Origin of the sequence: Streptomyces sp. NPDC020747 (genome assembly GCF_044334695.1) — a bacterium.
Lineage (GTDB): Bacteria > Actinomycetota > Actinomycetes > Streptomycetales > Streptomycetaceae > Streptomyces.
In genome coordinates this window covers 576,251-590,111 of sequence record NZ_JBIRTJ010000002.1, presented here as the reverse complement: position 1 = coordinate 590,111, position 13,861 = coordinate 576,251, and the positions used below count along the sequence as shown (strand labels likewise).

8 protein-coding genes are annotated in these 13,861 nt (G+C 71.3%); 3 read left to right on the top strand and 5 right to left on the bottom strand.

All coding sequences use genetic code 11. The features are described 5' to 3' along the window. Nucleotides 1-58: 58 nt before the first annotated feature. Nucleotides 59-3,673, bottom strand: a complete 3,615-nt coding sequence (locus ACH4YP_RS07690) for a UvrD-helicase domain-containing protein (protein WP_398489815.1) — start codon at nt 3,671-3,673, stop codon at nt 59-61. A 305-nt stretch (nt 3,674-3,978) separates the two neighbouring features. After that, entirely contained in the window at nt 3,979-4,344 is a 366-nt protein-coding gene (locus tag ACH4YP_RS07685) for an MGMT family protein (protein WP_361057426.1), read from the bottom strand. 185 nt (nt 4,345-4,529) lie between these two features. Here ACH4YP_RS07685 and ACH4YP_RS07680 point away from each other — a divergent pair, with 185 nt between their 5' ends. The 3 genes from ACH4YP_RS07680 to ACH4YP_RS07670 all read left to right on the top strand — a co-directional run bounded on the left by ACH4YP_RS07680 (nt 4,530) and on the right by ACH4YP_RS07670 (nt 10,694). Continuing rightward, nucleotides 4,530-7,346, top strand: coding sequence for a lysylphosphatidylglycerol synthase domain-containing protein (locus ACH4YP_RS07680; protein ID WP_398489814.1), 2,817 nt, complete (start codon nt 4,530-4,532; stop codon nt 7,344-7,346). Between the two features lie 134 nt (nt 7,347-7,480). Then, complete coding sequence (locus ACH4YP_RS07675; protein ID WP_398489813.1) at nt 7,481-9,031, top strand: alpha/beta hydrolase; 1,551 nt, start codon at nt 7,481-7,483, stop codon at nt 9,029-9,031. A gap of 118 nt (nt 9,032-9,149) precedes the next feature. Next, complete coding sequence (locus tag ACH4YP_RS07670; RefSeq protein ID WP_398489812.1) at nt 9,150-10,694, top strand: alpha/beta hydrolase; 1,545 nt, start codon at nt 9,150-9,152, stop codon at nt 10,692-10,694. Nucleotides 10,695-10,864: 170 nt separating this feature from the next. Here the strand turns inward: ACH4YP_RS07670 and moeZ are convergent, their stop codons facing one another. From moeZ to ACH4YP_RS07655, 3 genes are all read right to left on the bottom strand, one after another. After that, nucleotides 10,865-12,043, bottom strand: a complete 1,179-nt coding sequence (gene moeZ, locus ACH4YP_RS07665) for an adenylyltransferase/sulfurtransferase MoeZ (protein ID WP_361057414.1) — start codon at nt 12,041-12,043, stop codon at nt 10,865-10,867. Between the two features lie 63 nt (nt 12,044-12,106). Next, nucleotides 12,107-12,865: a spherulation-specific family 4 protein gene (locus ACH4YP_RS07660; RefSeq protein ID WP_361057411.1), complete on the bottom strand. Its 759-nt coding sequence runs from the start codon at nt 12,863-12,865 to the stop codon at nt 12,107-12,109. Next, the gene (locus tag ACH4YP_RS07655) at nt 12,853-13,812 is read right to left on the bottom strand and encodes an NAD-dependent epimerase/dehydratase family protein (protein ID WP_398489811.1); all 960 of its coding nucleotides are present in this window, start codon (nt 13,810-13,812) and stop codon (nt 12,853-12,855) included. The genes ACH4YP_RS07660 and ACH4YP_RS07655 overlap by 13 nt, the downstream gene beginning before the upstream one ends. Nucleotides 13,813-13,861: the final 49 nt, after the last annotated feature.

The following is a 13,861-nucleotide window of genomic DNA, read 5'->3' as shown; positions in this document are numbered from 1 at the left end:
AGGCCCGTCACTCGACCACGCTCGTCACCCGCCCCTGCCCGTCACGCGACCGCGCTCGTCACTCGACCACGTGCCGCCCTTCCGGCCGTGCGCTGCACGAGGCCCGGAACGCGCAGTGGGTGCAGTGCTGGCCGGTCGTCGGTGTGAACCGTTCGTCGAGGACCTTGCCCGCCGCGGTGGCGAGGAGGTCGCCGACCCACTGCCCCTCCAGCGGCTCCTGGGCCTGCACCTTGGGCAGGGTCTCTCCGCCGTCCTTCTTGGGGGCACCCTGACGGAGTTGGACGAGTTCGGCGCCGCCCGAGTCGGGGCGTTCGCCCTCGAAGGCCTCGTCCACGGCGCCTTCGCCGACGGCGAGCTGGTAGACGGCGAGCTGCGGGTGGTGGGCCACGTCGGCCGCGCTCGGCGCCTGTTTGCCGGTCTTGAAGTCGACTACGTAGGCGCGGCCTTCGGCGTCACGCTCGACGCGGTCCATGGAGCCGCGGATGCGTACTTCGTAGGAGCCCGCTTCGAGGGTGACGTCGAAGTCGTGCTCACTCGCCACCGGTGTGCGGCCCGCGCGGGCGCCATTGGAGTCGACATGCCACTTCAGGAAGCGTTCGAGCGCCACGCGCGCGTGCTCTTTCTCCTGCGCCGACTTCCAGGGTGCGTCGAAGGCGAGCGCGTCCCACACGGAGTCGAGGCGCTCCATGAGGACGGCGAGGTCCGCGGGGGTGCGGCCGGAGGCGACCTCGTCGGCCAGGACGTGCACCACGTTGCCGAAGCCCTGGGCGACGGTCGCGGGGGCGTCGGCCTTCACCTCACGGCCCAGGAACCACTGCAGGGCGCAGGTGTTGGCGAGCTGGTCGAGGGCGCTCCCGGACAGCACCACGGGATGGTCGCGGTCGCGCAGCGGCACCTTGCTCTCGGTCGGCTCGTACATGCCCCACCAGCGGTAGGGGTGGGCGGACGGCACGAGGGGGCGGCCGTCCTCGTCGCCGAGTGCGGCGAGCCTGGCCAGTCGGCGGGCCGCGGCCTCCCTGAGCCGGTCCGAGACGCGTGGGTCGACCGTCGTGGCGCGCAGTTCGGCGACGAGCGCGGCGACGGACAGGGGTCGACGGGGACGGCCCGTCGTGTCCTTGGGCTCCACTCCGAGTTCGGTGAGGAAGCGCGAGGGCTGGTCGCCGTCGTCGGCCGGGGCCTTCACGGCGGTGACGACGAGGCGCTCACGCGCGCGCGTGGCGGCCACGTAGAACAAACGGCGCTCTTCGGAGAGGAGTGCTCCGGGGGTCAGCGGCTCCGCGAGGCCGTCGTGTCCGATGCGGTCGGCCTCCAGCAGGGAACCGCGGCGGCGCAGGTCGGGCCACAGCCCCTCCTGGACGCCCGCGACGACCACCAGGCGCCACTCCAGGCCCTTGGAGCGGTGCGCGGTCATCAGGCGTACGGCGTCGGGGCGTACGGCCCTGCGGGTGAGCGTGTCGGCGGCGATGTCCTCGGAGTCGATCTCCTCCAGGAAGTTCAGGGCGCCGCGGCCTCCGGTGCGTTCCTCCGCGCGGGAGGCGGTGGCGAAGAGCGCGCACACGGCGTCGAGGTCGCGGTCCGCGTTACGGCCCGCCGCGCCGCCGCGCCGGGCGGCCCGCTCCAGGCGCTGCGGCCACGGCGTGCCGTCCCACAGCTCCCAGAGCGCCTCCTCGGCTGTACCGCCGCCCGCGAGGCGTTCCCGTGCCTTCCGCAGCAGGGCACCCAGGCGCTGGGCTCCGCGCGCGTAGGACGGGTCGTGGGCGACCAGCCGCTCGGGCTCGGCCAGCGCTCGCGCCAGCAACTCGTCGGAGGGCGGCGGCACATGGTTGCCCGCGGCGCGTTCCTCCTCGCGCAGGGCGCGGCCCAGGCGGCGCAGGTCGGCGGCGTCCATGCCGGCCAGCGGTGACGCGAGGAGGCTGAGCGCGGTCTCTGTGTCGAGCCAGGTCCTTTCGGGAGAGGGCGCTTCCGGCGCGGGTTCCTCGGAGGGGCCGGCGGCGCCATCGGGTTCCTCGGAAGGGTCGGCAGCGCCGTGGGGCTCCTCGTCGGGCTCGCCTGCTTCTTCGGCCGGTGCGCCGACGCCTTCGGGGGCTGCGTCCTGGTGATCCGCCTCCGCGGGTTCATCTGCCTCGGCTCGTACGCCCTCGTCGGGCCGCGCACCGTCGTCGGCTCGTACGCCCTCGTCGAGACGCGCACCGTCGTGGGCCCGTACGCCCTCGTCCGGCTGTGCGTCTGCCGCCGCGCCCACGGCTGCCGAGGTCTCGGCCGTACCCACGGGCCCCGTGCTCTCCGCCGCGGCCACCGCCCTGAGTGCCGTGAGAAGGGGCGACACGGCCGGTTCGTGCCGCAGCGCCAGGTCGTCGCCGTCGATGTCGAGGGGGACGCCGGCCGCGGTGAGGGTGCGGCGGATCGTCGGGATCGTGCGGGAGCCCGCGCGCACCAGGACGGCCATGTCGTTCCAGGGGACGCCGTCCTCCAGGTGAGCGCGGCGCAGGATGTCCGCGATGTTGTCCAGCTCCGTGCCGGGCGTCGGGTACGTGTGGACCTCGACGGTGCCGCCGCCCCGTACGGAGGCAAGCTCCCTGTGGGCGCGTACCTTCTCCGCGGGCAGGCGGGTCAGGGGCATGCGCTGGGTCAGCAGCCGGGTGGCCGCCAGGAGGCCGGCGCCGGACCGGCGTGAGGTCCTGAGGACCTCCATCGGTGCCGGTGTACCGTCCGCGCGCGGGAAGGCGTCCGGGAACTGGAGGATGCCGTTCACGTCGGCGCCCCGGAACGTGTAGATCGACTGGTCGGGGTCGCCGAACGCCACAAGGGTGCGGCCACCGCCCGCGAGCGCGTGCAGCAGCCGTACCTGTGCCGGATCGGTGTCCTGGTACTCGTCCACGAAGACGGCGTCGTACTGCGCGGCGAGGCGCTCGGCGACCTCGGGGCGCCGGGCGAGCAGCACCGCGCGGTGCACCAGTTCCGCGTAGTCGAGGACTCCTTGCATGTCGAGGACGTCGAGGTACTCGGCGAGGAAGGCGGAGGCGGCGAGCCAGTCGGGGCGGCCGATGCGCCGCGCGAAGGCCTGGAGGGCGTCGGGACCGAGGCCCAGTTCGCGGCTCCGGGCGAGGACCGCGCGGACCTCGTCGGCGAAGCCGCGCGTGGTCAGGCAGGCGCGGAGCTCGTCCGGCCAGCGCACATGGGCGAGGCCGAGCCGCTCCAGGCCGGGCTGGCCCGCGAGCAGTTCCCGTACCGCCACGTCCTGTTCGGGGCCGGAGAGCAGCCGCAGCGGCTCCACGAACAGGTCGTTGTCCTGGTGCGCGCGGACCAGGGCGTAGCAGAAGGAGTGGAAGGTCGTCGCCTGGGGCGCGCGGGCCGCTCCCATGCGCAGCGCCATGCGGTCGCGCAGTTCGACGGCGGCCTTGCGGCTGAACGTGAGCACCAGGACCCGCTCGGGGTCCGCGCCGCGCGCGATCCGCGCCGCTACGGACTCCACGAGTGTGGTCGTCTTGCCGGTACCCGGACCTGCGAGGACGAGCAGCGGGCCGTGCCCGTGGTCAACCGCCGCACGCTGCCCTGCGTCCAGCAGAGGGGGAGCCACCCTGGCCGGCGGGGTACGCACCAGTCGGTAAGCGCCACGGGTCCCCTGTCGCCCCTGGGGGTACGACAGGCGCCTGGTGGAGGAAGAGGAGCTCACGTGGTTCGCCGGTCCTGGTGGGTGTGCTTGGGTCTGTCTCTGTCGACGCGGAACGCCGTCATTCAGGGGTGGTGGTGGAGCGACGGGTGGAGGGCCCCTCGCGCGTTGAGGGCGGTGGCCGCGGGATGAACGGGATGCGCGCCGTCGACGCTACGCCGGTGGATGTGGTGGAAGCAGCGCTTCCTCCTGTTCCCACCAGGCACACGCGTCTCCCGCCCCACGAACGTACGGCATGTCACGGACGTGCCCCGCTTCCCCCGTACGGGCCACCGGTACCCCTCCCGGCAGCTCCATGCCGGAAGCTGTCAGGTGTGACCCTCCGTGCGCTCGCCGCCGTCCCACCGCGCCCGTTTCATGTCGACCCGCGGGAGATGGCCCTCGGAGGCCCTGCTCGCCTCCTTCAGGGGCGTGCCCTCGGCGCGGTAGTGGCCCAGCGCCTCCAGTTCGTGGCCGGGGAGCAGCAAGCCGTCCGCGCGTATGACCCGCCACCAGGGAACGGCTCCTCCGTAGAGGGCCATGACGCGGCCGACCTGTCGGGGTCCGCCCTTTTCCAGCCACTCGGCGACATCTCCGTATGTCATGACACGCCCGGGCGGGATCAGCTCGGCGACGTCGAGGACCCGTTCCGCGTACTCCGGCAGGGCGTCCGCCGGAAGGCTCTGCTCGCTCATCCGGCCCATCCTGCCCCAGAGCACCGACATTGTGACGCGGCGGCGACTGTGCGTATCCCTCGCCCCGGAGCAGCGGTTCAGGCAGACTGTGCGACCCCGCATTGCACCCTGATGCCCCCCTGTGTCGGCGGGGCATGCCACCATCGTGCGGGCGGTTACTGGTGATACGAGATCAAGAAGAGACGATGAAACAGCAGGGCGTGCACCCCGAAGACGCGGAGGGCACCTCTGAGGTTTCGTCGCGCCCGGACACCGGCGACGACACGGACGAGCGCGCTGCGAACGTGTCCGAGAAGGCCGATCCGGCCAAGAAGACGGACCCCGACGGGCGAGCCGACGGCCAAGCGGACGCGCACAAGGAGAGGGGCGACGAGGCGGCGGACTGCGCCGACGACGCCCACAGCGAAGAGGTCGAGGGCGACGAACCGTTGCTCCCCGCGCGCGTGCACCGCCCTTCCGACCTGATGCGTCTCCTGGTGGGCGTGCTCGCGATCGCCTTGTTGCTGGCGATCGCCGCGTTCGCGCACGGCACGACGTCGGGGCTGGCACAGGACATCAACAAGGGCACCGACGAGGCACCCGATCTGCTGATCAAGATCGCGGGGCTCGCGTCGAGCATCGCGATCCTCCTGGTGCCGGTCGCGTTCGCCATCGAGCGGCTGATCAAACGCGACGGACTGCGCATCGCCGACGGCGTGCTGGCCGCGGTCCTCGCACACGGAGTGACACTCGCCACAGACCTGTGGGTCGCCAAGGCCGCGCCGGGCTCGATCCAGAAGGCGCTCACACAGCCCTCCCCCGGCGACATCCACGCCCTCACCGACCCGGTGCACGGCTATCTCGCGCCGGTCATCGCGTACATGACGGCCGTCGGCATGTCGCGCCGGCCACGCTGGCGCGCGGTGCTGTGGGTCGTGCTGATGCTCGACGCGTTCTCCATGCTGGTCACCGGCTACACGACCCCGTTCTCGATCATCCTGACCGTACTGATCGGCTGGAGCGTGGCGTACGGGACGCTGTACGCGGTCGGCTCGCCGAACGTGCGGCCCACGGGGCGGACCCTGATGGCGGGCCTGCGGCACGTCGGCTTCCACCCGGTGAGCGCGGCCAGGGACGAGGCTCCGGAGGCCCTGGACGGCGACCGTGGCCGCCGGTACTTCGTGACGCTCCAGGACGGTCCACCGCTGGACGTCACGGTGGTCGACCGCGAGCAGCAGGCGCAGGGCTTCTTCTACCGCGTGTGGCGCCGTCTGACGCTGCGCGGCATCACCACGCGCCGCAGTCTCCAGTCGCTGCGCCAGGCCCTGGAGCAGGAGGCCCTCCTCGCGTACGCGGCCATCGCGGCCGGAGCCAACGCGCCCAAGCTGATCGCGACCTCCGAGCTCGGCCCCGACGCCGTGATGCTGGTCTACGAGCACACCGGTGGGCGCACGCTCGACTCGCTGCCGGACGAGGACATCACCGACGACCTGCTGCGGGACACCTGGCACCAGGTGCAGGCGCTGCAGTCCCGGCGCATCGCGCACCGCAGGCTCGCCGGCGACGCGATCCTGGTGGATCGTTCCGGCACGGTGATCCTCACGGATCTGCGCAACGGCGAGATCGCGGCCGGTGAGCTGCTGCTGCGCATGGACGTCGCCCAGCTGGTGACCACGCTCGGCCTGCGGGTCGGCGCGGAGCGCGCGGTGGCGTCGGCCGTCGGGGTGCTCGGCCCGGACGCGGTCGCGGACTGTCTGCCCATGCTGCAGCCCATCGCGCTCACACGGTCCCACCGCGCGACGCTGCGGAAGCTGGCCCGGGAGCGGTCGGAGCGCGAGCGCGAGGCGGTCCTGGAGGCGTCCCGGCAGGCCAAGCTGGCCCGCGCCGAGGAGCACGAGCACTCTCCCGAGGCGACCAGACCCGTCCTGGAGAAGCCCGACAAGAAGGCCGTACGCGCGGAACAGCGGGCCGAGAAGCGCGCCATCGACGACGCCCTGGAGGAGGCCCGCGAGGAGGATCTGCTCACCCAGATCCGTCACCAGGTGCTTCTGATCAGGCCGCAGGCACCGGTCGAACCGGCCCGTCTGGAGCGCATCCGGCCGCGCACGCTGATCAGTTTCATCGCGGGCGCGTTCGGCGCGTACTTCCTGCTGACGCAGCTCACGCACATCGAGTTCGGCACGCTCTTCGACGAGGCCGAGTGGGGCTGGGTCGCCGCGGCCGTGCTCTTCTCGATGCTGAGCTACTTCGCGGCGGCCATGAGCCTGCTGGGCTTCGTGCCCGAGCGGGTGCCGTTCATGCGGACCGTGGCCGCGCAGGTCGCCGGGTCCTTCGTGAAGATCGTGGCGCCCGCGGCGGTGGGCGGTGTCGCCCTCAACACACGGTTCCTCCAGCGCGCGGGGGTACGGCCGGGTCTCGCGGTGGCGAGTGTCGGCGCGTCGCAGCTGTTCGGGCTGGGCTGCCACATCCTGATGCTGCTCTCCTTCGGCTATCTGACCGGTACTGAGAAGACCCCTTCCTTGTCGCCGTCCAGGACCGTCATCGCGGGTCTGCTGACCGTCGCGGTCCTCGTCCTCGTGGTGACCTCGGTGCCGTTCCTGCGGAAATTCGTCGTCACGCGCGTGAGGTCGCTTTTCGCGGGTGTCGTGCCGCGCATGCTGGATGTGCTGCAGCGGCCGCAGAAGCTCCTCACCGGCATCGGCGGCATGCTCCTGCTGACGGCCTGCTTCGTGATGTGCCTCGACGCGTCGGTCCGGGCGTTCGGGACCGAGGGCATGCCCTCGCTGAGCATCGCCAGCGTCGCCGTGGTCTTCCTCGCCGGAAACGCGCTCGGTTCCGCCGCGCCGACCCCGGGTGGCGTGGGCGCGGTCGAGGCGACCCTGACGGTCGGTCTGATCGCCGTCGGGCTCCCCAGCGAGGTCGCGGCGCCCGCCGTCCTCCTGTACCGACTGCTCACGCTGTGGCTGCCCGTGCTGCCGGGATGGCTGTTCTTCAACCACCTCACGCGCAAGGGCGCGCTCTGACCCTGAGGTGCCCCTGGGCTGCTCCCGGGCTGCCCCTGGGACACGAGAGCGCGCTCCACAGAGGGACGTAGAGGCTCTCACCCGCACGGCCCGTGCCCCGAGCGTCCCGCCCTGGGCGACCTCAGGATGGGAGCATGCCGAACCCTTCCCCGCTGCGGGCCGCCGCCCTGACCGCCACCGCCGTTCTGCTGTCGGCGGCCCTCGCCGGCTGCGGCGGCAACGGTGACTCCAAGGACGAGGACCTGTCGGCGCAGAAGCTGAGCTGGAAGGACTGCCCGCCGCCCTCCGAGGCCGAGGGCGGCGGGGACGCCCCGTCGCCCCTGCCGGACGGTGGCACGTGGAAGTGCGCGACCCTGAAGGCGCCCCTCGACTGGGACAAGCCCGAAGGGGACACGATCGGGCTCGCGCTGATCCGCGCGGAGGCGAGCGGCGCCAAGGACAAGCGCATCGGCTCCCTGGTCTTCAACTTCGGCGGCCCGGGCGGCTCGGGCGTGACCACGCTCCCCGCGTTCGGCCAGGACTACGAGCAACTGCGCACCCGCTACGACCTGGTCAGCTTCGACCCCCGGGGCGTCGGCCGCAGCGCCGGCGTCAAGTGCGAGAACAACGAACAGCTCGACGAGTACTTCCAGCAGGACGCCACCCCCGACGACACGGCCGAGCAGAAGACGCTGCTGGACAACACCAAAGGGTTCAACGCGGCCTGCGAGAAGAACTCCGGCAAGACCCTCCCCTACGTACGCACCACGGACGCGGCCCGCGACATGGACCTGATGCGGCAGGTCCTCGGCGACGACAAGCTGCACTACTTCGGCATCTCGTACGGCACGGAACTGGGCGGCGTGTACGCCCACTTGTTCCCCAAGAAGGTGGGGCGGGCCGTCTTCGACGCGGTCGTGGATCCGACACAGAACTCGGAGCAGGGGTCGCTCGGGCAGGCCAGGGGCTTCCAGCTCGCGCTCGACAACTTCGCCGAGGACTGCACGTCGAAGACGGAGGACTGCCCGCTCGGCGACAGCGCCCAGGACGTCAAGGACCGGATCGCCAAGCTGCTCACGGACCTCGACAGCCAGCCCATCTCGGGCGTCTTCCCCCGGCAGCTGACCCAGACCGCCGCCACCAGCGGCATCGCGCAGTCCCTGTACTCGAAGGACTTCTGGGAGTACCTCACCGAGGGACTCCAGCAGGCGTACGACGGTGACGGCAGGGTGCTGATGCTGCTGGCCGACTCGATGAACGGGCGTAATCAGGACGGCGAGTACAGCAACATCGCCGCCGCCAACGTCTCCATCAACTGCGCCGACGACAAGCCCCGCTACACCACCGCCGACGTGCAGGCGAAGCTTCCGGAGTTCCGCGAGGCCTCGCCCCTCTTCGGCGACTATCTGGCGTGGGGCCTGGTCGGCTGCACCGACTGGGCGGTGGCGGGCGCCGCGGATCACCCGGACGTCAGCGCGCCCGGCTCGGCGCCGATCCTCGTGGTCGGCAACACCGGCGACCCGGCGACGCCTTACGAGGGCGCCCGCAAGATGGTGGACTCGCTGGGCAAGGGCGTCGGGGTGCAGCTGACGTACAAGGGCCAGGGGCATGGGTCGTACGACAGCGGAAACAAGTGCGTGCGCGGCGCCGTGAACGGCTATCTGCTGAACGGAAAGGTCCCGCCGACCGGCCAGGTCTGCTCGTGAAATAGCAGGTCAGACGGTTATCCACAGGGCTTCACGGCGCTCGCGGCCATCTGCCTACTATTGCCTGACAGTCATCCGCGACATCCGGCGGAAGACGCCCGCGAGGGGGGAAGAGTTCATGGCGCGTATCGCACGGTGGACGGCCGCGGCCGCCGCCGCGTTGCTGGTGGCCGGCTGCAGCGGCTCGTCCGGGAGCGACGGGGACGAGAGCGAGGACGACGGAAGGCCGCCTGCCGCGGCGCCCTCCGACACCACTGGGCTACCCGCCTCCCTCACTTCGCAGAAGCTCGACTGGGACGGCTGCAAGGCCACGGAGACCGGCCCCGCGCCGGGCGCCGACTGGCGGTGCGCGACGCTCAAGGTGCCGCTGGACTGGTCGAAGCCGACGGGCGAGACCACCGGCATAGCGCTGATCCGCAGCGAGTCGAGCGGCTCCTCGGACGAGCGCATCGGCTCGCTGTTGTTCAACTTCGGCGGCCCGGGCGGCTCGGGCGTCGACTATCTGCCGCCGTACGGGCCCACGTTCGCCGAGCTCCACAAGCGGTACGACCTGGTGAGCTGGGACCCGCGCGGCGTCGCGGCCAGCGAGGGCGTGCGCTGCCGCGACAACAAGGAGATCCAGACGGCCGAGTCGGTCGACACCACGCCGGACACCTCCGCCGAGGAGACCACGTTCCTCAAGGACGCGGCCGACTTCGGCAAGGGCTGCCAGGAGTCGGCGGGCAAGCTCATGGATCACGTCTCGACGACCGACACGGCCCGGGACATGGACCTGATGCGCCATCTCCTCGGCGACCAGAAGCTGCACTACTTCGGCATCTCGTACGGCACGGAACTGGGCGGCGTGTACGCCCACTTGTTCCCCAAGAACGTGGGGCGTCTGCTCCTCGACGCGGTCGTCGACCCGAGCGCGGGCACGGTGGGCCACGCAAAGAACCAGGCCAGGGGCTTCCAGCGCGCCCTGGAGGACTACCTCAAGTCGACGGGCCAGGACCCGCAGGACGGCTCCCAGAAGATCGTGGATCTGCTGAAGCGGATCGACTCCGAACCCCTGCCGACGGCCAGCGGCCGCGACCTCACCCAGCAGCTGGCCCTCACAGGCGTCATCTACCCGCTCTACAGCAAGTCGTCCTGGCCCGCGCTCACCAGCGCGCTCGAAGCGGCCGAGGACGGCGACGGTACGGAACTGCTCGCGCAGGCCGACAGCTACAACGACCGTGACGCGTCGGGGCGCTACGGCACGACGACGCATTCGCAACGGGTCATATCGTGCTTGGACGACAAGGAGCGGCCGACACCCGCGGAGGCGAAGGCGCTGCTCCCCGAGTTCCGGAAGATCTCGCCCGTCTTCGGCGATTCGATGGGCTGGGACACGGCGGGCTGGTGTCACGACTGGCCGGTGGCCGGCCAGTACGAGACGGCGGAGGTGAGCGCGCCCGGCGCGGAGCCCGTCCTGGTGGTGGGCAACACCGGCGACCCGGCGACGCCGTACGAGGGCGCCCGCAAGATGGCCGACGAACTGGGCAAGGGCGTCGGTGTACAGCTCACCTGGAAGGGCGAGGGCCACGGGGCGTACGGCAGCGGGAGCGACTGTGTCGACAGCACGGTGAACGACTACCTGCTGGACGGGAAGGTGCCGGACGACGGCAAGGTCTGCGAGTAGCGGCCCGGGCGCTCCCGACGGGAGCAGTCCTGACCGAGGCAGTCCTGATCAGGGCAGTTGCGACCGGAGCAGACCTGACCTCGGCAGTCCTGACCGGGGCAACGGAAAGGGGCCCGGCACACCCGGTGCCGAGCCCCTCGCCGCAAGGACTGTGCCTGCGAAGCCTGCCCCTAGTAGATGGGCTTCTCCGGCTCGATCTGGTTGACCCAGCCGATCACGCCGCCGCCCACGTGCACGGCGTCCGCGAAGCCGGCCGACTTGAGGACCGCGAGGACCTCAGCGCTGCGGACACCCGTCTTGCAGTGCAGGACGATCTTCTTGTCCTGCGGGAGGGTCGCCAGGGCCGTGCCCATGAGGAACTCGTTCTTCGGGATCAGCTTCGCGCCGGGGATCGAGACGATCTCGTACTCGTTGATCTCGCGGACGTCGATGATCTCGATGTTCTCGCCGTCGTCGATCCACTCCTTGAGCTGCTTGGGAGTGATCGTCGAGCCGGCCGCCGCCTCCTGGGCCTCCTCGGAGACGACGCCGCAGAAGGCCTCGTAGTCGATGAGCTCGGTGACGGTGGGGTTCTCGCCGCAGACCGCGCAGTTGGGGTCCTTGCGGACCTTGACCTGGCGGTACTGCATCTCCAGCGCGTCGTAGATCATCAGGCGGCCGAGGAGCGGCTCGCCGATGCCCGCGAGGAGCTTGATGGCCTCGTTGACCTGGATGGAGCCGATGGACGCGCACAGCACGCCGAGGACGCCGCCCTCGGCGCAGGAGGGGACCATGCCCGGGGGCGGGGGCTCCGGGTAGAGGCAGCGGTAGCAGGGGCCGTGCTCGGACCAGAAGACGGACGCCTGGCCGTCGAAGCGGTAGATCGAGCCCCAGACGTACGGCTTGTTGAGCAGCACGCACGCGTCGTTGACCAGGTAGCGGGTCGCGAAGTTGTCCGTGCCGTCGACGATCAGGTCGTACTGGCTGAAGATGTCCATCACGTTCTCGGCCTCGAGCCGCTCTTCGTGAAGGACCACGTTCACGTACGGGTTGATGCCCAGCACGCTGTCCCGGGCCGACGCGGCCTTGGAGCGGCCGATGTCCGCCTGGCTGTGGATGATCTGGCGCTGCAGGTTCGACTCGTCGACCTCGTCGAACTCCACGATGCCGAGCGTGCCCACGCCGGCGGCGGCCAGGTACATCAGCGCCGGCGAGCCCAGGCCGCCGGCGCCGACACAGAGCACCTTGGCGTTCTTCAGCCGCTTCTGCCCGTCCATGCCCACGTCGGGGATGATCAGGTGGCGGGAGTACCTGCGGACCTCGTCTACGGTGAGCTCAGCAGCTGGCTCGACCAGGGGTGGCAGCGACACGGGGACTCCGTTGGTCGGTCAATCACTACAGTTGTTCTCCCCGTAACACTGCCACGCCCTTCTTCATTCCGAGACACCCGTTCCGATCCGCGAGACGATCTCGTCCCAGTAGCCGGGCATGCTCTCCCAGGGGTCGGCCGAACCCCCGCGATCCGTGCGGTCGGTGAAGTAGATCGTCGAGGCACCCTGCCAGCGCGCGATGCGCAGTGCCTCGTCGAGATGGCCGCGGGGCACGCTGTGCACGAAGTGGCAGAAGCGCTCGGGCGGGTACTCGGCGGTCCACTCGGCCACCTGCGACCAGCGGTAATCGCTCCAGGGCCCGGCGAAGGTCACCAACTGGTCGGCGGCCTCGGCATATCCGGGATACGGGTGGGTGCCGTGGCCGAGGACGATGTGGCCCTCGTGGCCCTCGCCGAAGAGCGCGCGCAGCGTGGTGGCCGTGCGACGGATCTCGGGCAGTGCTGTCCGCTCCGTGGGACAGCGGTCCAGGAGGAAGCCGTCGACCTGGTACCAGTCGAGATAGCGCTGCGCGTCGGGGACGAGCTCACCGAAGGCTCGTGCGCCGTACGTCACATCCAGGTGGCCCAGGACACGGACGCCCGCGTTGCGCAGGCGTCCGGCCGCCTCCAGGCAGCGGGGGTCGGGGCGGGTGCCCGGGCCGTCGGCGACGTTCAGGACGACCCAGTGCAAGGGGGTTCCGGGGCGGGTGAGTTCGCCCCACTCGACCGGGGCGACAAGGGGGTGCGCATAGCCGGGGATGCCGAATCCGGCCCGTAGGCCGGTGCTCGCGGTGCCCGTTGCGGTGCTGGTCAGATGCGGCATGCCGCCTCCATCCAGATGTCGGCGAGGGACTCCTCGAGGTTGATCCGGGGGCGCCAGCCGAGCCGGTCGCGTGCGGTGCGCACGTCGGCCTGCTGCCAGCTGCCGCAGCCGTCCGGGTAGGGGTAGGCGGCCGGGGCCGTGTGGTCCGTCTCCGAGCGGGGGTGGCCGATGGACGGCCTGACCGGGACGGGCGGCCCGTCGAGTTCGTGCAGGGCACCGCCGTAGCCGGCAACGCGTGCCAGGACGGAGGCGGCGTCGCGGAGGCGTACGGCACGACCGGATCCGATGTTGATGACGCCCTGTGCGGCGGAGAGGGAGGCGGCATGGACGGCACGGGCGACGTCGCGTACGTCGATGAAGTCGCGTTGGACACCGAGGCCACCGAGTTTGAGTTCGCCGTCGCCGGACTGCATGGCGCGGCGCATGGCCTCGGCGAGGCGGCCGAGGGGCGAGCCGGCCGGGGTGCCGGGTCCGGCGGGCGAGAACACCCGCAGGACGACGGCGTCGAGGCCGGACCCGAGGACCAGCTCGGTGGCGGCGAGCTTGCTGACGCCGTACGGGCCGCCGGGGCGGGGCACGGCGTCCTCTGCCGTGGAGGAGCCGGGCTGGCTGGGGCCGTACTCCGCGCTGCAGCCGATCTGCACGAGGCGCGCTCCGCAGCCGCTGCGGCGCAGGGCTTCGCAGACGGTGGCGACGGCGACGGTGTTGTGCCGGGTCAGCTCGCGGGCGCCGCCGCGGGTGGCTCCGGCGCAGTTGACGACGACGCCGGGGTGCACCGCGTCCAGGAAGCGGGTGAGCGCTCCCGGGCTGCCGCTGGCGAGGTCGAAGCGCACGTCCGCGTCGTCGCCCCGGCCGAGAGCGGTGAGCTGCACGGCGGGGTCGGCGAGGAGGCGGTCGGCGACGAACCGGCCCAGGTATCCGTTGGCTCCGATCAGCAGCACCCTCATCGGGCGGCTCCCGGGGCGGATTCTCCGACGCGGAGGGTGATCATCTGGC